The organism is Acetobacter sp. DmW_136 (assembly GCF_008690365.1).
GTDB lineage: Bacteria > Pseudomonadota > Alphaproteobacteria > Acetobacterales > Acetobacteraceae > Acetobacter > Acetobacter oryzifermentans.
On sequence record NZ_VHON01000070.1, the window covers coordinates 107,393 to 132,516 of the forward strand.

A 25,124-nucleotide genomic window follows, 5' to 3' on the forward strand; every position below is an offset into this window, starting at 1 on the left:
GACTTTAATTTTCCTGACCTGGAAGGAAGCAGGACACAGACATGACTGCTACTTCTCTTACAACTCCGCCCTCCATTTTTATGCGACCTCCGCAACATCTGGCTTTTATGGCGGCCCCTACAGAAACCGCCCGTGATGAGCTTGATCGGCTGGTGACCCGTTATGGCAACTGCCACCCCGGTGAGGCAGACGTAGTGATCTGTTTGGGCGGTGATGGTTTTATGCTGGAAACCCTACGCGTTATTCTGGAAGCCGGGCTGACAACCCCAGTTTATGGCATGAACTGTGGTTCCGTGGGTTTTTTGATGAACCCTACGGATGAAGAAGACCTTCCTTACAGATTGGCGCATGCACAGGCTGCAATCATTCACCCTTTACGCATGAAAGCCGTAACGGCACATGGCGAAGCACATGAAGCATTGGCGCTGAATGACGTGTATCTGTTCCGCCAGACACGACAGGCAGCCAAATTACGCATTGATGTGGATAGGCTGGTGCGCATTCCCGAGTTGATTTGTGATGGCGCTTTATTGGCCACCCCAGCCGGTTCCACCGCTTATAACCTTTCTGCCCACGGGCCTATTGTGCCACTTTCTGGCAACCTGCTTCCGCTTACCCCTATCTGCCCCTTTCGCCCACGCCGCTGGCGCGGGGCACTTCTGCCCTCCTCGGCCCATGTCGGTTTTAGTGTTCTGGAACACGACAAGCGCCCGGTTGCAGCCGTTGCCGATTCGATAGAAATTCGGGATGTTGTTTCTGTGCAGGCGTGGGAAGACCGTGAATTGGCCGTAACCTTGTTGTTTGACCCTGGGCAAACCCTTTCTGAACGTATTGCGGCGGAACAGTTTTCTGCATGATGCCGCAGTGTGGCCGCTTTCAGGCGCCAAAAGCAGCTTCCCTCTGGTCTTCTTCCTCTTTTTCTGGATTAGTCTTCCATTTAATGCAGAACATGTTTCCTTTCTCTCGCCGCCTTGCCCTTTTGTGTGCCGCAAGCTTGCTTGCCACCAGCGCGGTCTCACATGCTCAGATTGTTACCAACAGTCAGGCTCTGGACAGTTTGGGCGGGGCAGCACCCATAACCGCGCCCACAACACCTGCGGTACCTGTGCATGAAGCAGCACCTCGCCAGGCAACAACGCCTGCGCATACTGAAACGCGCCGCCGCGTAGCAGAAAAGCCGCAAGCTTCCACAGCACAGAAAAAAGAAACATCCAGCGTAAAAAACACGCAGCCAGCCGCAGCAGCGCCTAAAAGTGCACCTGCCCCCAAGCCGGTTACCAAGCCCCCGGTTGAAGCCAAAGCACCCGCACCCGCACCCGCACCCGCACCCGCACCCGCACCCGTGGCTAAAGCCGCACCTACCCCGGCGCAAGACACCAAAAGCGTAGCACCTGCCGCCCAGCCGCATAAACCGCCACCGCCGGCAACAATACCAAATGCCCCACCTCCGCTGCCGCAGCTTACCCCTGCCCCATCAGACGTGGAAACCCATCCCTTTCCGGTGCCTCCGCAGCCAACTGTGGATTTAAAAGCTCCAGGCACCGTGACACCTATTGAAGGCGGTGTGCGCATTACCTTTGCACCAGATGCGGCAACACTTAACCCAGAAACACATCAGGCCATTCTGGCATTTGGGCAGCGTTTGTCTGACAAACCGCATGAACGCGCCCTGATAGATGCCTACAGTTCCGGCGCTGTGGATGATCCATCATTGCCGCGGCGTATGGCACTGGCCCGCGGGCTGGCAGCGCGCAGCGTGCTCATGAATGGTGGCACACCCTCTACCCGCATTTACGTGCGCGTTATTGGCCTGCCCAAACAATCCGCCCCTAACACACCGCAGGATTATATTGATATTTACCAATCTGACGTTGAGCCCTAAAAACGAGCATCTTTTCAGTTTTCAGGCACCTTAAAGGGGTGTAACCATACCAGCAGCATGTTGCTGCCTATGCGTATTTCTTTTTGTGCAGGCCCAAACTGTGTTTGAGCCTGTGCGGCCTGATCCGCACTTTCACATACAATAAAATTGCCACCCGTTTCATACCATTGTCGCTTGCTGAGGGTATGAAACGCTTTGATGCCTGATGGCGTGAACTCAATAGGCGCAAGCCGTGCCTGAAATGGCAGACTATTGCGGGCAGCGCTCCAGTATGGCGCAAAACCCTGCTTTAGGCCCATTTGTTCCAGAGCATGGTTTACGGGAAAGTTCTGATTTGCTGCTGCATACCCTAAAACGGGACGCGGCAGAATTGTTGCCGCATACAAAATACAGCAGCCACCAAACAGAAAGCCATAACCACGCGGCACCTGCACATGCCGAACAACTAGCAAAACAGACAACAGGCATGGAAAAACCAGATAACGGAATGACTGCTCATCCATTGTCAGTTCGCCAAAAATAAAGGCTGCCAACATGATAAGAATAGCGAGGGCGGCTGAAAGATCAAACAGCGTCCATTGCCGGTTTTTACGCAGCACATGAAAGCAGCACCATACCGTGCCACCTGCACACATCAGATGAAACAGCTCACGCCCAGAACCTGAAAGCGTTATCGGCTTTCCAAAAAAATCAGCACCAAAATACTGTAAGAAGCCGGAAAACAGAACGCTTAGATTATACGAAACCCGACTTTGTGAACCAAAAGATGAACTCCACAACCCCGGCACATGGAACGCTCCATTATGGGCAAGCACTGTTTTAATAACGTGCTCCAGCAGCAAGGCCCCCACCATGCTGCTGGCAATTCCGCAATATCTTGGACCGCGCTGTTCAAGACTGCATCCGATAGCCGCCAGAATAATCGGCAAAGCCAGAGTATACTTAACCAGATCATCACTGCTCAGTAGTAGAGCGACAAACAGGACAGTGCCGCTCCAGCGCGTACAGATTGCGAATAAGCTTTTAGATTGTAACCATTGCGGTTTGCGTAACCACATCAACCAAAACAGTAACATGCCAACATATGCGCCGACATGATAACAAGGTGACAACACCAGATGGATGGCAAAAGCGCTAGGTGCCCCTAACAAAACCAGAAGCGGCCAGCCCGCAATACCCGTTGCCGAACGTACGATACGAAACGCCAGCAACATAGCAACGGCCCACAACATGGCTGGCACAATGTAATAAAAAGACACATGCCAACCAAATAGGCCGAACACCACAACATAAGGCAGTATTTCAGTAAAATAGAAGGACTGGGTAGAAAGATCCCACCCTTTCAGTAAAACATTACCGTGCAGAATATCTTGCGCGGCCAGCAAGGTCGAAACACTGTCTGAATTCAAAGGCTGCGTCATACCCAAAGCGGTATAAAGCAACGTTAAAACCACAAACGCCACCAAATAGCCTACTACGTTTTGGTATGTTTTGCGTTCAACCACAGTGGTTTTCCCTCGCAATGTCTCATGAAAAAACCGGCCTTTCAGCCGGTTTGTTTTTAGCTCTCTAAAAGAGACTGTTCTATTTTTTCTCGGGCTTCTGTTGCGAGTTGGTCCACCCGTTCATTTTCTGGCACGCCGGAATGTCCCTTGACCCAATGCCATGAGACCTCGTGCCGCTTGGAGACATCCAGCAGCCTGCGCCATAAATCCATATTGGCAACCGGATCACCCGATGCATTGCGCCAATTACGCCTTACCCACCCTGTATGCCACCGGGTAATGCCATTGCGCACATATTCACTATCTGTGTGTAAATTCACCACACAAGGGCGCGTAAGAGCTTCCAGCGCTTCTGCTGCGGCTGTTAGTTCCATACGGTTGTTGGTGGTTTCACGCTCACCGCCAGAGAGTTCTCGTTCCACGCCTTTGCAGCGTAGCAGAACACCCCAGCCACCTGGGCCAGGGTTTGGGCGGCATCCACCATCCGTCCAGATTTCAACCTCCAGAGCAGGTTGTTCTGTTGCACTGGTATTTTCAGAATCCGTAGGCATCAGCACTTTCCGTTTCCAGATGGAAGCGCAGGCGCTTCAGATAATCCATAGGATTTTTAGGCGTTACCAAGGCATCTGCTGGCGTGTTGATCCAATCATACAACCGGGTCAGCAAAAAGCGCATGGCCGCACCTCTGGCCAGAACAGGCATAAGTTTGCGTTCTGCTGGCTCCAATGGGCGTATTTCCTCATACCCTTGCATCATATGCCGGGCAAAGGTGATGTTAAACGCCCCATCGGCCTGAAAGCACCATGCGTTCAAACAAATGGCGATATCGTAAGCCAGAAAATCCGTGCAGGCGAAATAGAAATCAATCACACCTGAAACTGCATGATCCAGAAAGAAAACGTTATCTGGAAACATGTCTGCATGAATCTGCCCACGCGGCAGTAGCGGGTTATTCTCCCGCCCCGGCCAAAACGGCAGAATATGCTCCAGTGCATTTTGCAGTTCATCCCGCAAACCTGCACACACATTATCTGCACCTGCGCCGCAGCTTTCTAGCAGCGCAAACCACGCATCTGGCCCCAAACCATTCTGACGTTCCGGCTTATAGGAACGCCCCGCCACATGCAGTTGTGCCAAAGCTCGCCCCAATGGGCGACAATGCTCCAGCCTGACAACACGCGGCCAAACGCCGGGCAAGAATGTGGTAATGGCAGCGGGCCTGCCTGCCAGTGTTTTGAGCACGTGGCCCTGCGAATCTGCCACAGGCTGGGGGCATGTTACCCCCTCACGCGCTAGATGCTGCATAAGCCCTAAAAACCAAGGCAGATCCTGCGCATTCACCCGTTTTTCGTATAGAGTAAGAATGTAATCTCCATCTGTTGTACGCAGTTGGAAATTACTGTTCTCTACCCCTTCGGCAATACCGCGAAACGCAACCAGAGACCCTATGGCGTAATCCTGTAAAAACGCTTCTAGGGCCTCGTTCCCAACGTCCGTATAAACGGCCATGCAGCACCTTTAGCCTAACGGTGCAGGAAGGCGGAACGTTACGTTTTCTTCCTTCACAATCCGCTCTTCAATGCACAGCGTATAACGCTTGGCCATTTCTGCCAGCATTTCCTGCACCAGTGCTTCCGGCGCAGAAGCACCCGCCGTAATACCCAACGTGTTTACGCCTTCCAGCACGGACCAATCCAGAGAATCCAGACGGGGCACCAAAAGCGCACGCGGTGTGCCAGAGCGTTCCGCCACTTCACGCAGACGCTGGGAATTGGAAGAATTGGGAGAGCCGATAACAATCACCAGATCGCATTCCGGCGCGATGGTTTTAACGGCTTCCTGACGGTTGGTGGTAGCGTAGCAGATATCTTCGCGCTTTGGCCCTTCAATCAGCGGGAACCGCGCACGCAGAATATCCACAATTTCTGCCGTGTCATCCACGGAAAGCGTTGTCTGAGTGATAAAGGCCAGACGTGTTGGATCTTCCGGCTCTACCGTGCGGGCTTCTTCTGCATCGTTAATCAGCGTCATGGCGCCCGGTGGCAGTTGGCCCATTGTACCCACCACTTCTGGGTGGCCTGCATGGCCAATCATCAGGATATGGCGGCTTTCTGGCCCACCACCGGCAAAATGACGCTCAGCTTCACGATGCACCTTGGAAACCAGCGGACATGTGGCATCTAGATACAAAAGGTTACGGCGTTCGGCCTCAACAGGCACGGTTTTTGGCACGCCATGAGCAGAAAAAACAACGTGGCCATCTACGGGAACTTCATCCAGTTCCTCAACAAAAATGGCGCCTTGTGCTTCCAGCTCTTCCACCACTGTCCGGTTATGGACAATTTCATGGCGGACATAAACAGGCGCACCGTAGCGACGGATGGCTTCTTCCACCACACGGATGGCACGGTCCACCCCTGCGCAGAAACCACGTGGGCCTGCCAGCAGAACCTTAAGAGATCTGCCGTGCTGAGCATCTGCGCTCTGGGGCGGGGTAAGGGTATCAGTTTGATCGGGCATGGTGTTCCCCAAAGTTGCAGCGGACTGTATAGAAGAAAACTGGCTATGAAGAAGCATATTGAAAACAGGCTATGCCCGAAACCCATAAAGGTGACGGAAGTTGTGGCCTACGCAAAGGACGCATGGGATGCAACCCGTTTTACGGCATCAAAGCCTTGAAAAACATACCTATCCGGGTGTGATGGCTGCTATCTGCTGTGTTCAACCCGTTTTAACCGATAATGCCGGATCCATACATGTTCCTTAATCACAACCAACGGCGCAGCCTGTTCCCCCGTATTGCCGCTCCGGGTCTGGCAGCTCTTGGGCTGCTGGCCACACTTGGTGGCTGCGGTGATGGTGAAAGCAAATCCATGGATTTTGCGCCCACCTGCCCCATTACGCATATTCCATCCGAAGCCGCAGATTACTACCTCTATCAAGGCAAGGGGACGGGCTTTAAAAATATGATAGCCCGCGCCAGCATCCTGCAATTACAGGGAGATTGCCTTGCCGCTGGCCCCAAGGATCTGAAAACCCGAATCGTGTTGCGCTTTGTGATCGAACGCGGCCCAGCCGCGGCAGCCAATACGCTTACCCTACCGTGGTTTATTGCCGTGCTGCATGGAGACAGAATTGTGAACAAACATGTCTTCCACCACACCGTGTCCTTCCCGGCCAATCTCTCTACCTTTGAAGACGATACAAAGGTGATCACGGTGGATCTGCCCATTCCACCCAAAAACGTGGATTCAGATTATCGGTTTGAAGTTGGTTTTCAGCTGACCAAGGATCAGCTTGAATATAATCAGGTTCACCTTAAACGCGCGGCTTATCAGGCTTACTGAGGTAAGCCACCTTACTTTGCTGGGGCTTTTAGCACACCCCAGCAAAGCAAGCTTTGCCTTTAATCAGGAAGCCGACTGCGTTGCTGGTGGAAAATGTGCTGCCTTAACGGCAGCCTGCTGACGCTGGGCCAGAGCCTGCTCATCAAAATCCTGCACGATTTCATGGAACAATTGGTACCAGTTCATCTTAACTTTCAGCCGCATGAACACAGATCCAAGCCCAAGGGCTGAACGATCAACCAGCACAAATTCACGCGGCAGGCGCACGCCTCCGGCTTTTTGCAGCCCATCATGCACTTTGGAAAGAATTTCCCGCCCAAGGGCTGGGTTGTTGTCATCCTGAATGTAGCGTTCTTCATCCACCATCAGCGGGGCATATAACAGCCCTGCCCATTCGTTCAGAACAGCCACTTTCTCACGCGTTAGGTCACGGAAACCCCATGCTTCATAAGCATGGGCGGCCATGTCCATATCCTTGTTACGGAGCGCGTAATACAGGTCAATATTCCCCTTGATGAACGAAGGCTGGAAAATACGGATGGCCCCAAAATCCAGTAGGTTCAGGCCTGCATCTTCCCTCATGGTAAAGTTGCCCATGTGCGGGTCACCATGCACCACGCCATACTGATACAGCGGCACATACCATGCCCGGAACAGCGCACGCGCAATGCGTTTTTTCTGCTCTTCCGTAAGACCTGCTTTTATGGCTGCATTCAGATTCTGCCCCTGCACCCATTCCATCGTCAGCAACCGCTGCGTGCAGAGTTCATCTATTGGTAAGGGCACCGTAACTTCGGGGCAATCTGCCAACACGGAATGATACAGGCGCATATTCGCGGCTTCGTGCCGGTAATCCAGTTCTTCCCGCAGCCGTTCAGAAAGTTCCTCCACCACATCATCCTGCCGGATGGCGTTATCCAGCTTGTGGTAAACCCCAATAGCCATACGGAACTGGCGCAGATCGGCCTCAACAGCGGCCTTCATATCCGGGTACTGCAACTTACAGGCTACGCGGCGACCATCGGCCAGCACTGCCTGATGCACTTGCCCAAGGCTGGCAGCCGCAGCGGCTTCCCGCCCGAAGGAGCGGAAATTCTTTTCCCACCCCGGCCCAAGTTCCGCCGTCATGCGGCGGCGCACGAAGCTCCACCCCATTGGTGGCGCGTTGGACTGAAGCTGCGCAAGCTCATCGGCATATTCATCGGGCAACGCGCCGGGAATGGTGGCCAGAAGCTGCGCTGCCTTCATGAGCGGGCCTTTTAGCCCACCCAACATGGATTTAAGATCTTCTGCATGAGAAGCCCCGCCAGAGCGCAAACCTATTTTGTTGCCTGCCAGCCGGGCTGCAATGCCACCAACGGTTCCGGTTGTTTGCACCATACGGCGCAGTTCACCAAAAACGCCGGTATTATCCATATCTCGCGCCATAATCAGCCCTGCTCCAACTGGTCAATAAAGCCGGAAATAACATCCAGCCCCTTGCGCCAGAAACCCGGATCAGATGCATCCAGCCCAAAGGGGGCCAGCAGCTCCTTATGGCGCAGGGTGCCACCGGCTTCCAGCATGGCAATATATTTATCCTGGAAACCCGGCGCGCCCTCACTGAACACCTGATACAGCGCGTTCACCAAGCAATCTCCGAATGCATAGGCATACACATAGAACGGAGAATGGATGAAGTGCGGAATGTAAGCCCAGAACACATCGTATTCCGGCGTAAAATTAAAGGCCGGGCCGAGGCTTTCTGTCTGCACACCGCGCCAGATGGCACCAATTTGTTCAGGAAGCAGCTCGCCTTTTTTACGGGCATCGTGCACGCGGGTTTCAAATTCATAAAACGCAATCTGACGCACCACAGTATTGAGCATATCCTCAACCTTGGCAGCCAGCAGCAGACGGCGGCGCTGTGGGTCTTTTTCTGCATCCAGCAAAGACTGGAATGTCAGCATCTCGCCAAACACACTGGCCGTTTCTGCCAATGTCAGCGGCGTATCGGACATGAAGTAGCCCTGCTTTGCCGCCATAACCTGATGCACACCGTGGCCCAGTTCATGCGCCAGCGTCATGACATCGCGGATACGACCATGATAGTTCAGCAGAATATAAGGATGTGCTGAAGGCACAGTAGGATGTGCAAAAGCGCCGGGAGACTTACCCGGTGCTGGTGGCACATCAATCCACGGATTGGTCAGGAAGGTGTTGATAACCTTGCCCATACGTGGGTCAAACCCATCATATGCCTTTTGCACAATATTCTTGGCTTCAGACCACGGAATCAGCTTATCATCATTCCCAGGCAGTGGGGCGTTGCGGTCCCAGTGCTCCAGCTTATCCAGCCCCATCCATTTGGCTTTTAGGGCATAGTAGCGATGGGAAAGGCGCGGATAATCAGACCGCACAGCAGAAACAAGAGCATCCACCACCTCATCTTCCACCATGTTGGAAAGATTGCGGGAGGAAGTTGGCCGTGCAAAATGCCGCAGATTATCCGAGATGGATTTATCCTTGGCCAGCGTGTTTGTAATGAGCGCAAACAGGCGGACATTTTTTTCAAAAACGCCACCTACGGCTTTACCTGCCTGCTCTCTTGTTGCCCGGTTTGTATCGGACAAACGGTTAAGCGCATCCCCTACCGTAATTTCCTGCCCATCCAGTGTGACGCGCAAAGCCGCAATGGTTTCATCAAACAGACGGCACCATGCCTGCCCACCGGTTACAGATTTTTCCAGCAGAACCTTTTCCACATCATCAGAAAGCTGATGCGGACGATACATGCGGATATCACGCAGGTAAGGCTGCCAATGCGCCAGTGTGGGATCTTGTAGCTTTTCCCGAAGATCTGCTTCTTCCAGCCGGTTCAGTTCCAGCGTAAAAAACAGCAAATGGGTGGAAATGGCTGTCAGCCGTTCATTGATGGACTGGCTAAACTGGCTGATGGAAGCATCTGAAGAATCTGCGGCAAACAGCAGAGAGGCATAAGAACCTGCCTTGCCCAGCATTTCCTCAATAATTTCAAAGGTTGCTATGGCGTCTGCCAATTCCTTGCCGGAAAGGCCGCTAATTTTGCCCTGATACTGCTTGGCAAAAGCCTGAGCTTTTTTTTCTGCCTCAGCCAAATCAGCGTGCAGCTTCGGATCATCCATACCCGCGTAAAGGGCTGAAAGATCCCAACGCGGAAGAGAGGCCGCCCCCTGCCCTGCAGGTGTGTTGGCAACGGTACCGGCTTCCGTTGCAAAAACCGGAAGCGGATGTGAACGGAGGGAATGCGCTGTGTGTTCCATATCTAACACTTTACAGTGCATTTCTGCTGGAAGCGAGAGGCCGCAAACATAAGCGCGGTTCACATGCACAACAGATATGAAAAACAAATGGGCGAAAGGTTTCCCCTCCGCCCATCTGCTTCTGTCAACTTACATGCAGCCTTATGGTTCAGGCTGTTTTTTCCAGTTGCTGTTCCGGCACCGTAAAGCCGATAATCCGGGCATAATCCTTAGGCACGATATGCCAGAAGTGCGGCAGAACCTCATCCCATTTATGCAGCAACATGCTGGCATAGGCAGAACCTGTTTCTTCCACATGCCGTTCAACAAGGCTGCGCAGCATCTGTTCCCATTTCGGTTCAGTTACACGCACCCACAACAGGGATTCGGGGTTTACCCGGCTATCGAACACATTGTCCTTGTCCAGCACAAAGGCCATGCCGCCGGTAAAGCCAGCGCCAAAGTTGTCACCCACATCATCCAGCACCACCACGGTGCCGCCTGTCATGTATTCACACCCGTTGGAACCACAACCTTCTACAACAGCTATCGCACCAGAGTTACGCACGGCAAAGCGTTCCCCCGCCTGCCCTGCGGCATACAGTTCACCCGCAGTAGCCCCATACAAAACCGTGTTGCCGATAATGGCGTTCTTGTTAGACACCAGCGTAGAGGACGGAGAAGGACGCACCGTAATGGTTGCGCCAGAAAGCCCTTTGCCCACGTAATCGTTGGCATCGCCCAGCACCTCCAGTTTAAGCCCCTGCACGGCAAACGCCCCTAGAGACTGCCCCGCAGAGCCGCGCAGACGCACCGTAAGATGCCCCGGTGCCAGTGTTTTCATACCAAACTGACGCACAATCAGAGAGGAAATGCGCGTGCCAATGGCGCGCTGGGTGTTCTGCACATTGTAGTGCAACTGCATTTTCTCACCGTGGTCGAACAGCGGCTTGGCATCACCAATCATCTGCGCATCCAGCGTATCTGGCACTTCATTCCGGCCATCCAGCGTGCAGTAGCGTGCAAACGGCCCCGGATCTGCCTGGGACAGCAGAGAGTTCAGATCCAGATCATCCAGATAATCATCCCCGCGGGAAACCTGCCGCAGCAGATCCGTGCGCCCGATAACTTCATTTAGAGAACGGAAGCCCAGCGAAGCCAGAATATTCCGCACATCCTCTGCAATGAAGGAGAATAGATTGATAACCTTTTCGGGCGTACCTTCAAACTTGGCACGCATTTTGGGGTCCTGAGAACACACACCTACTGGGCAGGTGTTGGAATGGCACTGGCGCACCATAATGCAGCCCATGGCCACAAGGCTGGCTGTGCCAATACCAAATTCCTCTGCCCCAAGCATAGCGGCAATAACCACATCGCGCCCGGTTTTGATACCACCATCGGCGCGCAAACGCACCCTATGGCGCAGACGGTTAAGCATAAGCACCTGATGCGTTTCCGCCAGCCCAAGTTCCCACGGCAAGCCCGCATATTTAATAGAGCTCAGCGGGCTTGCGCCTGTGCCACCGCAATGGCCGGAAATCAGGATGGCATCAGCTTTTGCCTTGGCCACACCAGCGGCAATGGTGCCAATACCAGAACGCGCCACCAACTTAACGGTAACCGTTGCTTCCGGGTTGATCTGCTTGAGATCGTAAATCAGCTGCGCCAGATCTTCGATCGAATAGATATCATGGTGCGGGGGCGGAGAAATCAGCGTCACACCCGGCGTGGCATGGCGCAGCTTGGCAATCAGCTCCGTTACCTTAAAGCCCGGAAGCTGCCCACCTTCACCCGGTTTGGCACCTTGTGCCACCTTAATTTCCAGTTCACGGCAATCATTCAGATACTGCGCCGTTACACCAAAGCGGCCAGATGCCACCTGTTTGATAGCGGAGGATGCGTTATCCCCATTCGGGCGCGGCTTAGCACGTGCCGGATCTTCCCCACCTTCACCCGAATCAGACTTTGCGCCAATTCGGTTCATGGCGATGGAAAGCGTTTCATGCGCTTCCGGGCTTAAGGCCCCCAGGGAAATTGCCGGGGAAATCAGGCGTTTACGCAGCTGCGTAATGCTTTCCACTTCTTCCACCGGAATAGGCGTGCGCCCATCACGGAAGTCCAGCAGATCACGCAGGGCTACAGGTGGCTGCGCATGCACGGCATCTGCATAACGCTGGTAGATGGTAAAGCTGCCAGTAGCCACTGCTGTTTGCAGCATATGGATCAGACCGCCATCAAATGCGTGCTGTTCTCCACTCCGGCGCAGCTTGTAAAGGCCACCTACAGGCAAAGTGAGCGTATTGGTCGCGCCCCATGCGCTTTCGTGCAGTTGCAATACGTTGCGTGCAATGCCCGAAAGCCCAATACCAGAAATACGCGAAGGCATACCGGGAAAGAATTCTGCCGTAAGCGCACGAGAAAGGCCCACAGCCTCAAAATTGCACCCACCACGGTAAGACGCCACGATGGAAATACCCATCTTGGACATAATCTTAAGCAGGCCTTTATCTACCGCTTTACGGTAGCGTTCCATGCACTCACGCAGACTCATCTGCCCAAACAGGCCACGACGATGCCGGTCTGCAATGCTTTCCTGCGCCAGATAAGGGTTAACTGTGGTGGCGCCCACCCCAATTGTTACTGCAATAGCGTGCACATCCAGCGCCGTAGCCGTGCGCACGTTCAAAGATGTAAACGTACGCAAGGATGTACGCACCAGATGCGTGTGCACAGCCCCGGTCGCCAAGATCATTGGAATAGATGCACGCTCAGCAGACTGATCTTCATCTGTCAGGAATACGTGGGTGCAGCCACCCCGCACACCTTCTTCTGCCTCACGCCGGATACGAGCAATGGCTTCGCGCAGCCCAGCTTCCCCATCATTGGCGGGGAATGTGCAATCAATCACGCAACCAGAAGTGCCCGTAAAGTGGCGCAGCCCTTCATACTCACCAGATGTCAGCACCGGACTGGGCAGTTGAAGCATGTCACACTGTTCGGGGGACTGATCCAGAATATTGCCCAGATTCCCTAGCCGCGTTGTCAGGCTCATCACGCGGGATTCGCGCAGAGAATCGATTGGCGGATTGGTCACCTGGCTGAACATCTGCCGGAAATAGTGTGCCAACCCACGATAACGCGGAGAAAGCACAGCCAGAGGCGTATCATCACCCATGGAGCCAATGGCTTCACTGGCGGTAGAGACCATTGGGTGCAGAATGGCTTCCAGTTCTTCCAGCGTGCTGCCCACAGCCAACTGGCGGCGGCGCAGTTCTTCGCCTTCGTAATAAACTGGCTCTGTCACATCCGAACGGACGATATGGCCAATTTTCTGGGTGCGTTTGATCCAGCTAGAAAAATCTTGCCGTGCAGCAAGCAGATCAAGCAGTTCGGTATTACCATACAGCTTGGCTTCCTGAAGATCGACACCAATCATCTCACCCGGGCCAAGGCGACCGCGGCTGACAATGGCGTTTTCAGGCACGCGCACCATGCCGGTTTCAGAACCGACAATCAGCAGATTATCGGTTGTTACCGTATAACGCAGCGGGCGCAATCCTGAGCGATCCAACCCAGCCACAACCCAACGGCCATCTGTGGCGCATAGTGCTGCGGGGCCGTCCCACGGTTCCATTACCGCGTTGCAATACGTGAACATATCACGGTGCGCGGGCTTCATGGAGGAATTACCGCCAACACTTGCCGGGATCATCAGCGCCTTGGCAAAAGGTGCATCACGCCCAGCAAAAGTCAGCAGTTCGTAAACGTTATCCAGCGTTGCGGTATCGGAGCCACCAGCCTGCACCAGCGGCTTGATATCTGCCATCCACGGATCAAGATCTGGGTGAGAAAGCCGTGTTTCATGGCTTTTCATCCAGTTGATATTGCCGGAAATGGTGTTGATTTCACCATTATGCGCAAGGCGACGGAACGGCTGCGCCAATTTCCATGTAGGGAAGGTGTTGGTGGAATAGCGCTGATGATAGATGGCAAAGCGGCTGACAAAGCGTTCATCCAGCAGATCTGGGTAAAACTCTGTCAGATGTTCTGCAAGGAACATGCCTTTATAAATAACAGACCGGCATGACAGCGAGCAGATATACAGATCAACCTGCGCGGCGATGGCGGCCTTTTCTATCCGGCGGCGGATCACATACAGATCACGCTCAAACTCTTCTTCCCCTTTATTGGGAAGATTACGGATAAGGATCTGCTCAATTTCCGGGCGCGTTGCGTTGGCTTTTTCACCGATACAGGAAGTATCAATCGGCACCTGACGCCAGCCATAAATGCCGTATCCAAACGCCAGAATCTGGGTTTCGATAATCTGGCGACACTGTTCCTGTGCTGCCAGATCGGTTTTGGGCAAAAACACCTGCCCCACCGCAATCCGGCTTTCATCTGGCCGATCCCCTGTGCTGGTAATGGCATCTGCAAAAAATTCCTGCGGAATTTCTACATGAATACCCGCACCATCGCCTGTCTTGCCATCGGCATCCACTGCGCCGCGGTGCCAGATAGCTTTCAGAGCGGCGATGCCAGCTTCAACCACCTCACGCCGACGCTTGCCATCCAGTGCGGCCACAAGGCCCACACCACAGGAATCACGTTCATCAGCCGGATCATACAGCCCATCCAGCGCGGCCACGTTGGCATCCCACGCTTTCAGAAATTCCTCGCTACTTTCAGCGGAAACGGTGTTGGGAAACTGTTCCATATCCATTAACCCTGCTCCGCCTTGGCGGTAGCCATTACATTTTCCTGAATCCATGTGTGCATGCAGGCGGCTGCATCGCGCCCATCACGAATGGCCCACACAACCAAACTGGCCCCACGCACAATGTCCCCTGCGGCAAACACGCCCGGCAGGGATGTCATGAAATCTTTCTGACCAACCTTGAGCGTACCCCAACGGGATACAGCCAGATCCTTCTGCCCCCAAAGCTGCGGCAGAGGTTCTGGGTCAAACCCAAGAGCCTTGATAACCAGATCAACATCCAGCGTGAAAGAAGAGCCTTCCAGTGGCTCAACTGACTGACGGCCCGTGGCATCTGGCAAGCCCAGCTTCATCCGCACGGCCCGCACGCCAGAAACATGTCCTTCACCCAAAAAGGCTTCAGGGGCTGCCAGCCATTCAAACTGCACACCTTCTTCTTCCGCATTTTTTACTTCGCGGGCAGAACCAGGCATGTTGGCTTTATCGCGCCGGTACAGGCATTTCACGGATTTTGCACCTTGGCGAATAGCCGTGCGCACGCAGTCCATTGCGGTATCACCACCACCCAGAACCACTACGTTTTTACCTGCGGCATCCAATGCCTGCGCTTCCGGCGGCAAGGTATCCCCCAAGGAACGTCGGTTAGAAGCCGTAAGGTAATCCAGCGCCTTTTCAATACCCGCCAGCCCAACGCCGGGGCCTCCGATTTCACGCGATTTGTAAACGCCTGTTGCAATCAGAATAGCATCATGGCGGTTACGCAAATCTGCAAAAGACAGTTCGCCTTCACCATCCCCAATGCCTTGGCCGAGGTGGAAAACAACACCACCTTCTTCCAGCAGCTTATGACGGCGGGCCACAATGTGTTTTTCCAACTTAAAGCCGGGAATACCGTAAACCAGCAGACCGCCTACCCGATCATACCGATCATACACATGTACTTTATAACCTTGCGCGCGCAGCTGATCTGCCGCAGCCAAACCAGCCGGGCCAGCACCAATAATAGCAACGGACTGGCTGCGCTCCAGCACCGGGTTAACAGGTTTAACCCAGCCTTTTTCAAATGCTGTATCGGTAATGTAGCGTTCTACGGCGCCAATGGTCACGCTTTCGAAACCCGGTTCGATCACGCAGTTACCTTCACACAGCCGATCCTGCGGGCAAATACGACCGCAAATTTCCGGGAAGGTATTGGTAGCGGAGGAAACACCATAGGCTTCTTCCAGCCGCCCCTGTGCTGTGAGCATCAGCCAATCAGGAATATTGTTGCCGAGCGGGCAATGAACTGAACAGAAAGGCACACCGCACTGCGAGCACCGACTGGCCTGCTCGGTTGCTTCTGGTGTTGCGAAGTCCTCATAAATTTCATCAAAATCTGCCCGCCGCGCCGTAGCCGTGCGCTTGTCTGGCTGCTTTTGCGGCACAGAGACAAATTTAAGCATCTTGGTCGTCATGTGGCATCCCCGGAGAAAGGGCGCGCCAGACAGACTCCGCCCCTAAACTTTGCTGGAGCTAAGGTGCTTGTTCTCCGTAAATATAAAAAGACAGCAATGCTTACCTTTTTATATTTTTCCTCATGACAAAACAAAAATCTATCTAATTGGTCGGATAAAAAGGTATATTTTCGGGCCTTTTTATCCCCAACTCATTATACAGAAAAGGATATATCTTTTTGTGCCTCACCCACCCTAAACCGCGCCAAATAAGACGGCACAATAGCCGCAACGCTTTGCGGCACGATATTCAACGCTTCAAAACCGGATTTCCCTGCGGGCACAACATTGTCGGTTGCCAACATCCGCAATTGATCCTGCGTCAGAAAATGTCCCGGCAGCCGCTCCAAAACCATAGCCTGCAACTTTGCCAGTACTGATGGCACAATAAAAACAGGCTTATGGCGCTGCGTTACGCGCAATACAAACCGCGCAATATCCAGCATGGTCATTTCCTGCGGGCCACCCAACAAAAGTTCTTTCCCCGCAAACACAGAAGACTGCGCCGCCACAAATACTGCTTGCGCCACATCTCCCACATAAACAGGTTGCAAGCGCGAATGGGCACCATAAACCGGCAAACACGGCAAATACCGCGCAAGACCTGCAAACATGTTAAAGAAATGATCCTCCGGCCCAAAAATAACAGAAGGCCGTATAATCACAGCATCTGGCCGATATTGGCGCACAACCTTTTCACCCGCAGCCCGACTTCTACCATAAGCCGAAAGAGCCGTTTCTGAAGCACCAAGCGCCGACATTTGCACAAATACAGGCACATCTGTTTCTGCCGCTATACGCGCCACACGCCCTGCGCCCTCTACATTAACGGCTTGCAGTGTTTGCTGCTTGACGGAAGATAAGACAGCCACAAGGTTGATCACCACATCCGCCCCCTGCACCGCACAGGCCACAGAAGCATCATCCAGAACAGATGCATAAAAAGGCGCAATCTGTCCGACATACCCTAACGTGCGTAAACGCGCAGTTAAATCTGGTCGCCGGCTGGCAACGCGCACCTCGTACCCGGCCCGCGCCAGATTTTGCACCACATAACGCCCTACAAATCCGCCACCACCCAATACGGTTGCAATTTTACGCGCACCCATAAGTCACCCTCGTCTTCCACGTTTATCCAGTGTTTTGTGCACTGTGTGCCATTCCCTCCGCCCACGCCAGACAGGCAAATGACACAAATCTGTCAGAAAAATCATTTTCCCTGTTGACGCTCCCATCACAGAGGGGTAAACGGCTCTTCACCAGCCGGGGACACTCTTGGTTGCCATTTGAGCCCAGATGGCGGAATTGGTAGACGCGCAGGTTTCAGGTACCTGTGGCCGCAAGGTCGTGGAAGTTCGAGTCTTCTTCTGGGCACCAAATATCATATATAGTTTATATGATATTTTTCTTCTCCCTAAATGGTAAATATAAAGAGTTGAGTATTCAATTCAGCCTTCGGGCTGTTTATGACACTTCTTTATTCTTTTCACTTACGCGCCATTAGGCAGAGCACAACACATGAAACTTAGCCCGCCCACTAAGGGCCTGCTGCTGTCTTTATTGGGGTTTGCAGCTTTCTCTATAAGTGATGCTTTTTCTAAACTGCTTACTGGCAGGCTCAACCCGTTTGAGGTTGCCTTTTCTGGTGGCGTTTTTGGGCTGCTATTGGTTCCGTTTGTTAAATCGCGCGGGCAATCATGGCTGAACATTCTGCCCATTCAAAAACCGGGTATGTGGTGGATTCGGGCTGTCGCAACATTTATTGCCACAGCCGCCAGCGTAGAATCCTTCATGCTTCTGTCCATGCCAGAAGCGCTCTCGCTAATGTTCCTTATGCCCTTTATTGCCACCATTCTTTCTGTTGTCGCACTTAAGGAAAAAGTATCCCTTTGGGGATGGGTTGCTGTGGCTATCGGGTTTGCAGGCGTTCTGGTTGTGCTGCGCCCCGGCGTGCGGCCACTTCATTTTGGCCATGCCTGTGCATTAGCCGCTGCCATTGCCAGCGCTGTAAACGTTATTGCTTACCGTGTAGCTGGCACAGGCACCACAAAACTGGGGGTTCTTGGCTCTAGCCTAGCCGGGCCTCTGCTTGGGGATGGCCTTTTGGCCCTTCCCAACTTTACGTGGCCGCATACAGTTACGGATTGGAGCTTTTTGTTTGGTTACGGATTTCTGGCGGCTCTAGGCCAACTACTTATTATGTTGGCGGCCACCCTTACCCCCGCCAGCCGCGTGGCATTGCCACAATACACCCAAATGGTTTGGGCTGTGCTGTTTAGCTATTTGCTGTTCCATGAACCGCTAGATAAATGGACCATTATTGGCGTAACAATTGTTACCTTATCTGGCATGCTGGATTGGTTCCGCAAGCATCTACTCGCACTCAAACAGCGGCGCCTTGCACGCAAGCAGGCGCGCCTTCAGCCTGCAAGCCCCACTCCGGCTGATGCAAAGTAACGATTAACGGCGTCTCGCATGGCCCCGGCCACCATGGCTCGGTGGCCTGCCTGACGCAACGCAGCCTCATCCATTCGATTAGACATAAAGCCCATTTCAACCAGAACCGAGGGGATTTGGGCAGATTTCAACACCGCAAAAGCAGCATGCCTGTGCGGATGCGGCAGCAACAGCACCCGAGAATTAAAGGCCGACACCACAGCCTGCGCCATATGGGCTGAGCCTTTGCGGGTTTCTTCTGTTACCAAACTAGCAAGAATCTGCTGCACCTCTGGTGATGCACTATGCACCATTGGGCCGCCATATCTGTCTGCACTGTTTTCGGTTTTGGCCAGATCTGCGGTCTGGCTATCTGATGCGCCATGCGAATGGGTGTAAACACTGGCCCCACGCACCTGCGGACTATGCAAAGCATCTGCATGCATGGAAATAAAAAGCGATGCTCCGTGCTGCTGCGCCAGTTCCACCCTACCATCCAGCGGTACAAAATGGTCTCCAGCACGTGTCATGGCTACGCGGTAACGTCCCGTTGCCAACAATTGCCGCCTTAGCTCCTGCGCGGCAGCTTCCGCTACATGTTTTTCATACGTACCAGTGTACCCAATGGCCCCAGGATCTTTGCCTCCATGCCCTGGGTCTAGCATAATAAGCGGGGCTGCGGGCCGTGCCTTACCAACAAGAGCCGGAGCTGCCAGTTTATGCCCTGTTGCCTGCTTATTTGCGGCCCAAACATCTGCTGGCATAGCGGCAGCAACCAGTCCGCCACCGCCTAAATACAGCAGCCCGGAACGGCGTGTAACACCCTTCTGCACCGTTGCAGAAGCAACGATTTTGCCGCGCATCTTGCCTGCCTGAAAAGCCATTAAAGTGCTCCTGTTCACTTTACGCTAAAGTGTGCACTCAAAATGACAGAAAAAAGATGTATCGGCACCCTAAAACAACGTTTGTTACGAATGGCTTGCGATTTATGGTTATTTGAGCCATGTTCGCACAGTATGGCACAAGGGTAGAAATGCCCGTCATGCGCTTTATTCCGCTCCGTCCATGCCGTGAACGGGGGCCGCCGGTTACATCAACACCGCGCCCGCACGCATAAAGATCAGGGGCAGAAACACTGACTGAAGGATACATGACCATCGCCCGCCCCATCCCTTTGCTGAAAACAGCCAGACCACAGGCCGTACCGTGCCTGAAGGATGCTGATACAGGGGCAGCTATGGAAACTTTGTACGCCTTCCAATTTTTATCGCACGCCTGTTTATATCCGCCGGAAGAGCCCCTGCTCCGTCGTGCCATGCCATTTACACGGCAGCACCACACAGGCTGGCCACCGGCGCACCGGAGTTTTTCTTTTTATGTCAAAGCGTATGCTGATCGACGCGACACACGCGGAAGAAACGCGTGTTGTTGTGATGGACGGAAATCGGCTTGAAGATTACGATGTTGAATCTGCTGCAAAAAAGCAGCTTAAAGGGAACATCTACCTTGCCCGCGTTGTTCGCGTAGAGCCAAGCCTGCAAGCCGCCTTTGTAGAATATGGCGGCAACCGCCACGGCTTTCTGGCCTTTAGCGAAATCCATCCGGATTACTATCAGATCCCGGTTTCTGACCGCGAAAAGCTGCTGGCCCTTCAGGCGGAAGAAGAAGCTCTGCTGGAAAACAGCGAAAATGGTTCTGATGAAGATGATGCATCTGACAATGCAGAAACTCAGGCATCTGATACGGAACAGGATATAGAAGCATCTGACACTGCCGCTCAGAATGAAGGCGAAGGTTCTGAACGGGAAGAACGTTCTGCCAACAAGCCGGATGCTCCAGACTACGTCGGCGGCGAAACAGATACGGGTGAAGAAGCCCTTATTCAAAAACGCATTGCCCGATTCCTGCGTAACTACCGTATTCAGGAAGTTATCCGCCGTCGGCAGGTGCTGCTTGTGCAGGTGGTTAAGGAAGAACGTGGCAACAAGGGCGCAGCCCTGACCACCTATGTTTCTTTGGCTGGCCGTTACTGTGTGCTTATGCCCAATGCCCTGCGTGGTGGTGGCGTTTCACGCAAGATTACATCTGTGGCAGACCGCCGCCGTCTGCGAGATATTGTTTCCGACCTCAACCTGCCCCGCGGCATGGCCATGATTGTGCGCACTGCTGGCGCGCAACGGCCCGGCCCAGAAATTACGCGAGACTGCGAATATCTGCTCCATCTGTGGGATGATATCCGCGAACATACGCTTCAATCCGTGGCCCCCGCACTGATTTACGAAGAAGCGAGCTTGGTAAAACGCGCTATCCGCGATGTTTACACCCGCGAAATCAGCGAAATTGTAGTGGATGGAGAAAACGGCTGGAAGGCCGCGCGGGACTTCATGCGGATGCTGATGCCTCAGCACGCAGAAAAAGTCCGGCTGTGGAACAAGGAAAACCAACCTCTGTTCACCCACTACCACGTGGAAGGGCATCTGGATGCCATGTTCTCCCCCGTGGTATCTCTGCGCTCTGGCGGTTATCTGGTTATCAACCAGACAGAAGCCTTGGTTGCCATTGACGTAAACTCGGGCAAAGCCACCAGCCAACGTAACATTGAAGAAACGGCGTTCCGCACCAATCAGGAAGCTGCTGATGAAGTAGCCCGCCAGTTGCGCCTGCGCGATCTGGCTGGCCTGATTGTAATCGACTTCATTGATATGGAGTCTCGCCGCCATAACTCCATGATCGAACGCCGCCTGAAAGATGCCTTGCGGCATGATCGGGCACGTATCCAGATTGGCTCTATCTCCCATTTCGGGTTGCTGGAAATGTCGCGCCAGCGGCTACGCCCATCTGTAGCAGAAGCCGCCTTTATGCCTTGCCCGCACTGTAATGGCACAGGCATGATGCGCAGCATTGAAAGCTCTGCCCTGCATGTTCTGCGCGCAGTGGAAGAAGAAGGCGCACGCCGCCGTTCTTCCGCCATTACCGTGCATGTTGCTGCGGATATTGCTTTCTACATCCTAAACAACAAGCGGGACTGGCTGACGCAAATCGAACAGCGCCACCAGATGGAAGTGCTGTTTGCCGCAGACAATACGCTACCAGCTCCGGAAGTTCGGATCGAACGCCGCCAGCATGCACGTCCGCCACGGATTCAGCCGCCATTGCCGCCGGTTGAAAACATTGTGGCAGATGAGGTTGCCGCTGCCACGCCAGAAATTCCGGCTGCAGAACCTTCTTCTATTCAGGAAACTGCCGATACTTCCGACGAGCCACGTCGTCGGCGTCGGCGTCGGCGCCGTCGGCGGAATGATCAGGATACCAATCAGGTATCTGAAACACAGACACAGCCTGATACAGAAACACCAGAAACTGCTGAAACCGCACCCATTGCAGCGCCTGAAAACGCGGCAGAACCTGTTGCAGAAGCCGAAGCAGAAACCAATCTGGTGCCGGGCCGACGCAGAACCCGCCGCTCCCGTGTGCGCAAACCAACTGAAACACGCACGGAAATCCATGTAGATATCGAAGAAGGCCCCGCGCCACGGCCCAATATGCCAGCATGGGAAGGCCCAACACCGGCCAACCCATTTGGCGGTGCGCCGGACATTTTCGAACTTCTGGAAAACACTGCCCGCCAACAGGCTGTTGACATTGCACCAGCACCTAAAGCAGCTAACGTGCAGGAAGAAGCTGCAAGCGTGCCAGTAGAACCCGCCAAAACGGAAGAGGTTGCACCCCAACCCGTTATGGCTGCACCGGAAGAGCCTGAAAAAACGGAAGAAGCGCCTAAACCGCGTCGTCGCCGCACACGCAAGAAGGTAGAACCCGCAGCAGAAGAAAATGCCGAACAGGCAGAAACATCTGTAGCCGCACCAGAAGCAGAAGCTGCATCAACGGAAGCAGAGGCCCCCAAAAAACCTGTGCGCCGCCGTGCAACCCGCCGCAAAACAGCGGCAAAGGATGAGGCAACAGAAGCGGCTGAAGCTTCTACAGCGGACACTGCCGAGGAAAAGCCAAAGAAAACAACCCGTCGGCGCACCACTCGTAAAAAGGCAGAACCAGCCTCTACTCCAGAAGCCGCCAGCGGAAGCGAAGCAGTTGCTACTTCCGCATCTAAAGAGGCTGCATCTGAAGTTTCTGATAAAGAAGAAGCTATTGTCCAGCCTATCGTGATCGAAGATAGCCCGCCAGCAACGCGCAGGCGTACCGGCTGGTGGAAAAAGTAAATCACACCACGCTTCTACCAGATTTAAAGGGCTTTCTCCTTTAGATCTGGTAAGTGGCCATATCTGCCAGACGCAAACTGATGGCAGATGTGGCCACTACATATTTTTCTTCTGCTGCGCCTTGTGGTAGGAGTGCAGGCTTAATTTGACACGCCTTGCCTCCGCCGGAGTTTTCATGAACCATCCCCGCCCTGCCCATCAGACCGAAACATCTTTCGGCACGGAAGATAACGGGCGTATTGTTCTGGCTCTCCCTAAAGGCCGTATCCTCAAAGCTGTCTCACCCCTTATGTCTGGCACAGGTATGGCCCCTGCCCCAGAATGCTTGGGGGGAGATAGCCGCAAACTGCGCTTTCCCACGCAGGACCCACAGGTTGATGTGGTGCGCGTGCGCTCGTTTGACGTTGCAACCTTTGTGGCCAGCGGCGGTGCTCAGGTTGGCGTTTGCGGCGCTGATGTGCTGATGGAATTCGATTACCCCGAAATTTATGCCCCGCTTGATCTGGGTATTGGCGCATGCCGCATTTCTGTGGCGCAGCCTGCTCACCTTCCGCATGATCCACAGGAATGGAAGCGTTGGTCCGAAGTGCGGGTAGCCACCAAATACCCCGCTATCACACGTCGCTTTTTTGCAGCACGCGGCATTAACGCCACCATTGTGCACCTGCACGGTGCCATGGAACTGGCTCCAATGCTTGGTCTTTCCCGCCTCATTGTGGATCTGGTGGATACAGGCTCTACCCTGAAAGCCAACGGCCTGAAGGAAGTAGAAACCATCGCTCAGGTCACCAGCCGCGTTATTGTTAACCGCACGGCCCTTAAAACCCGCCCGGAACAGATTGACCGCATTCTCTCCCGCTTTCGCACGGCGCTTGCTACATCCTCGCCCGTTGCGGAAAATGTGTAAGGCAGACGCATTCCATGAAACGGCTTGATACGCGCGAACCGAATTTTGAAACCGCCTTTACCGCTCTTCTTTCCAATCGTGAGGAGCAAGGGCAGGAAGTTCATAAACCGGTTGCAGATATTCTGGCTGCTGTACGCAAAGAAGGTGATGCCGCACTTTGTGCTTTTACAGAGCGCTTTGACCGCCTGCCCCTTACCGCTCAACAGCTTGCCTTTACGGCACAGGAGATTGAGCAGGCACGCGCAAAAGTAAGCCCTGAACTTCTGGAGGCACTGGATATTGCCGCGCAGCGTATCGAGTCCTTCCATAAAAACCAGCTACCTTCTGATATCCGTTACACAGATGATGTAGGCATGACATTGGGCATGCGTTGGATTCCGCTAGATGCAGTCGGCCTGTACGTGCCCGGTGGCAAAGCAGCATATCCATCTTCCGTGTTGATGAACGCCATCCCCGCCAAAGTTGCTGGAGTGCAGCGTTTGGCCATGTGTGTGCCAACTCCTGATGGGGTGATTAACCCGTTGGTGCTGGCCGCAGCGCACCGAGCTGGTGTAACAGAAATCTACCGTGTTGGCGGTGCGCAGGCTGTGGGCGCTATGGCCTATGGCACGCAAACCATCCGCCCGGTGGACCGCATTGTTGGCCCGGGCAACGCATACGTGGCCGAAGCCAAACGTCAGGTTTTTGGATATGTAGGCATAGACAGTATTGCTGGCCCATCTGATGTGGTGGTGATTGCCGATTCGAATACGAATCCACGCTTGATTGCGCTGGATCTGCTGGCACAGGCCGAGCATGATGAATGCGCGCAAGCCACACTTATTACCCCTGATGCAGCATTTGCAGATACCGTTATTCAGGCTGTGGACGCTGAGCTGCGCGTACTGTCCCGCTCAGCTATTGCGGGGGAAAGCTGGGCACGTAATGGTGCAGTGCTGATTAGCCGCAATATGAAGGAAGCCGTAGAACTGGCCAACCGTCTGGCACCCGAACATCTTGAACTGATGGTGGATGATCCGGAAAGCTTGTTTACCCATGTACGCCATGCCGGGGCTGCCTTTCTGGGCCGTTTCTGCCCCGAAGCCATAGGGGATTACGTAGGCGGCCCCAACCATGTGCTACCTACATCCCGCACCGCGCGTTTTGCTTCTGGCCTGTCTGTTTTTGACTTCATGAAGCGCACAACGTTTTTATCTGGCGGCCCGGATGCCCTCCGCCAGATCGGGCCCGCTGCTGTGGCGCTGGCTCAGGCCGAAGGGCTGGAAGCCCACGCACTTAGCGTTTCCGCCAGATTGGATGTTCTGGCAGCCTCAACACCTAATGCTTGACCATAGGCTGTCACTCACCCATATCTGCT

General features: G+C 53.9%; 17 protein-coding genes and 1 tRNA gene. 8 read left to right on the top strand and 10 right to left on the bottom strand.

What is annotated here, in order from left to right; translation table 11 throughout:
• Positions 1–41: 41 nt before the first annotated feature.
• Both FKW31_RS14930 and FKW31_RS14935 read left to right on the top strand, forming a co-directional pair.
• Positions 42–857 (top strand): NAD kinase, encoded by an 816-nt coding sequence (locus FKW31_RS14930; protein ID WP_006117493.1) that lies wholly within the window; start codon positions 42–44, stop codon positions 855–857.
• Positions 854–1,882: a hypothetical protein gene (locus FKW31_RS14935; RefSeq protein ID WP_150178956.1), complete on the top strand. Its 1,029-nt coding sequence runs from the start codon at positions 854–856 to the stop codon at positions 1,880–1,882. The genes FKW31_RS14930 and FKW31_RS14935 overlap by 4 nt, the downstream gene beginning before the upstream one ends.
• Before the next feature lie 14 nt (positions 1,883–1,896).
• Here the strand turns inward: FKW31_RS14935 and FKW31_RS14940 are convergent, their stop codons facing one another.
• The 4 genes from FKW31_RS14940 to ispH are packed head-to-tail and all read right to left on the bottom strand — an operon-like array spanning position 1,897 to position 5,907.
• On the bottom strand, positions 1,897–3,387 hold the full coding sequence (locus FKW31_RS14940) for a hypothetical protein (protein ID WP_238332873.1): 1,491 nt from the start codon (positions 3,385–3,387) through the stop codon (positions 1,897–1,899).
• 56 nt (positions 3,388–3,443) lie between these two features.
• The gene (gene rnhA, locus FKW31_RS14945) at positions 3,444–3,938 is read right to left on the bottom strand and encodes a ribonuclease HI (protein WP_035351875.1); all 495 of its coding nucleotides are present in this window, start codon (positions 3,936–3,938) and stop codon (positions 3,444–3,446) included.
• Positions 3,922–4,896, bottom strand: coding sequence for a homoserine kinase (locus FKW31_RS14950; RefSeq protein ID WP_006117496.1), 975 nt, complete (start codon positions 4,894–4,896; stop codon positions 3,922–3,924). Before FKW31_RS14950 ends, rnhA begins: the two co-directional genes overlap by 17 nt.
• Positions 4,897–4,905: 9 nt before the next feature.
• A complete protein-coding gene (ispH, locus tag FKW31_RS14955) occupies positions 4,906–5,907 on the bottom strand; it encodes a 4-hydroxy-3-methylbut-2-enyl diphosphate reductase (RefSeq protein WP_026019375.1) in 1,002 nt (333 codons plus the stop codon).
• Between the two features lie 221 nt (positions 5,908–6,128).
• On the opposite strand from ispH, the gene FKW31_RS14960 reads away from it, so the two are divergent.
• Positions 6,129–6,734, top strand: a complete 606-nt coding sequence (locus tag FKW31_RS14960) for a hypothetical protein (RefSeq protein WP_006117497.1) — start codon at positions 6,129–6,131, stop codon at positions 6,732–6,734.
• Positions 6,735–6,797: 63 nt separating this feature from the next.
• On the opposite strand, the gene FKW31_RS14965 is transcribed toward FKW31_RS14960, so the two are convergent.
• The 5 genes from FKW31_RS14965 to FKW31_RS14985 all read right to left on the bottom strand — a co-directional run bounded on the left by FKW31_RS14965 (position 6,798) and on the right by FKW31_RS14985 (position 17,316).
• Positions 6,798–8,162: an AarF/ABC1/UbiB kinase family protein gene (locus FKW31_RS14965; RefSeq protein WP_150178958.1), complete on the bottom strand. Its 1,365-nt coding sequence runs from the start codon at positions 8,160–8,162 to the stop codon at positions 6,798–6,800.
• Positions 8,163–8,164: 2 nt separating this feature from the next.
• Positions 8,165–10,102: a M3 family oligoendopeptidase gene (locus FKW31_RS14970; RefSeq protein WP_063354462.1), complete on the bottom strand. Its 1,938-nt coding sequence runs from the start codon at positions 10,100–10,102 to the stop codon at positions 8,165–8,167.
• Positions 10,103–10,163: 61 nt separating this feature from the next.
• Positions 10,164–14,720, bottom strand: a complete 4,557-nt coding sequence (gene gltB / locus FKW31_RS14975) for a glutamate synthase large subunit (protein ID WP_150178997.1) — start codon at positions 14,718–14,720, stop codon at positions 10,164–10,166.
• Complete coding sequence (locus FKW31_RS14980) at positions 14,720–16,168, bottom strand: NAD(P)-dependent oxidoreductase (protein WP_150178959.1); 1,449 nt, start codon at positions 16,166–16,168, stop codon at positions 14,720–14,722. The genes gltB and FKW31_RS14980 overlap by 1 nt, the downstream gene beginning before the upstream one ends.
• Positions 16,169–16,362: 194 nt before the next feature.
• On the bottom strand, positions 16,363–17,316 hold the full coding sequence (locus FKW31_RS14985; RefSeq protein WP_150178960.1) for a complex I NDUFA9 subunit family protein: 954 nt from the start codon (positions 17,314–17,316) through the stop codon (positions 16,363–16,365).
• 181 nt (positions 17,317–17,497) lie between these two features.
• Between FKW31_RS14985 and FKW31_RS14990 the strand changes: the two genes are divergently transcribed.
• Positions 17,498–17,584 (top strand) — tRNA-Leu (locus FKW31_RS14990).
• A gap of 141 nt (positions 17,585–17,725) precedes the next feature.
• Positions 17,726–18,664 carry a DMT family transporter gene (locus FKW31_RS14995; protein ID WP_006117503.1) on the top strand — a complete coding sequence of 313 codons (939 nt, stop codon included), beginning with the start codon at positions 17,726–17,728 and terminating at the stop codon, positions 18,662–18,664.
• Here the strand turns inward: FKW31_RS14995 and FKW31_RS15000 are convergent.
• A complete protein-coding gene (locus tag FKW31_RS15000) occupies positions 18,628–19,527 on the bottom strand; it encodes an N-acetylmuramoyl-L-alanine amidase (protein ID WP_150178961.1) in 900 nt (299 codons plus the stop codon). The genes FKW31_RS14995 and FKW31_RS15000 overlap by 37 nt on opposite strands.
• Before the next feature lie 333 nt (positions 19,528–19,860).
• Between FKW31_RS15000 and FKW31_RS15005 the strand changes: the two genes are divergently transcribed.
• From FKW31_RS15005 to hisD, 3 genes are all read left to right on the top strand, one after another.
• Positions 19,861–22,860: a ribonuclease E/G gene (locus FKW31_RS15005; RefSeq protein WP_150178962.1), complete on the top strand. Its 3,000-nt coding sequence runs from the start codon at positions 19,861–19,863 to the stop codon at positions 22,858–22,860.
• Between the two features lie 175 nt (positions 22,861–23,035).
• Positions 23,036–23,767 (top strand): ATP phosphoribosyltransferase, encoded by a 732-nt coding sequence (gene hisG, locus FKW31_RS15010; RefSeq protein WP_006117506.1) that lies wholly within the window; start codon positions 23,036–23,038, stop codon positions 23,765–23,767.
• Between the two features lie 14 nt (positions 23,768–23,781).
• The gene (gene hisD / locus FKW31_RS15015) at positions 23,782–25,095 is read left to right on the top strand and encodes a histidinol dehydrogenase (protein ID WP_150178963.1); all 1,314 of its coding nucleotides are present in this window, start codon (positions 23,782–23,784) and stop codon (positions 25,093–25,095) included.
• Positions 25,096–25,124: the final 29 nt, after the last annotated feature.

Coding starts and splice junctions, on each gene's coding strand:
- FKW31_RS14960 (WP_006117497.1), top strand. CDS start 6,129: ATGCCGGATCCATACATGTTCCTTAATCACAACCAACGGCGCAGCCTG.
- FKW31_RS15000 (WP_150178961.1), bottom strand. CDS start 19,527: ATGGCTTTTCAGGCAGGCAAGATGCGCGGCAAAATCGTTGCTTCTGCA.
- FKW31_RS14995 (WP_006117503.1), top strand. CDS start 17,726: ATGAAACTTAGCCCGCCCACTAAGGGCCTGCTGCTGTCTTTATTGGGG.
- FKW31_RS14950 (WP_006117496.1), bottom strand. CDS start 4,896: ATGGCCGTTTATACGGACGTTGGGAACGAGGCCCTAGAAGCGTTTTTA.
- ispH (WP_026019375.1), bottom strand. CDS start 5,907: ATGCCCGATCAAACTGATACCCTTACCCCGCCCCAGAGCGCAGATGCT.
- FKW31_RS14935 (WP_150178956.1), top strand. CDS start 854: ATGATGCCGCAGTGTGGCCGCTTTCAGGCGCCAAAAGCAGCTTCCCTC.
- FKW31_RS15005 (WP_150178962.1), top strand. CDS start 19,861: ATGCTGATACAGGGGCAGCTATGGAAACTTTGTACGCCTTCCAATTTT.
- FKW31_RS14930 (WP_006117493.1), top strand. CDS start 42: ATGACTGCTACTTCTCTTACAACTCCGCCCTCCATTTTTATGCGACCT.
- FKW31_RS14985 (WP_150178960.1), bottom strand. CDS start 17,316: ATGGGTGCGCGTAAAATTGCAACCGTATTGGGTGGTGGCGGATTTGTA.
- FKW31_RS14980 (WP_150178959.1), bottom strand. CDS start 16,168: ATGACGACCAAGATGCTTAAATTTGTCTCTGTGCCGCAAAAGCAGCCA.
- hisD (WP_150178963.1), top strand. CDS start 23,782: ATGAAACGGCTTGATACGCGCGAACCGAATTTTGAAACCGCCTTTACC.
- rnhA (WP_035351875.1), bottom strand. CDS start 3,938: ATGCCTACGGATTCTGAAAATACCAGTGCAACAGAACAACCTGCTCTG.
- FKW31_RS14965 (WP_150178958.1), bottom strand. CDS start 8,162: ATGGCGCGAGATATGGATAATACCGGCGTTTTTGGTGAACTGCGCCGT.
- gltB (WP_150178997.1), bottom strand. CDS start 14,720: ATGGATATGGAACAGTTTCCCAACACCGTTTCCGCTGAAAGTAGCGAG.
- hisG (WP_006117506.1), top strand. CDS start 23,036: ATGAACCATCCCCGCCCTGCCCATCAGACCGAAACATCTTTCGGCACG.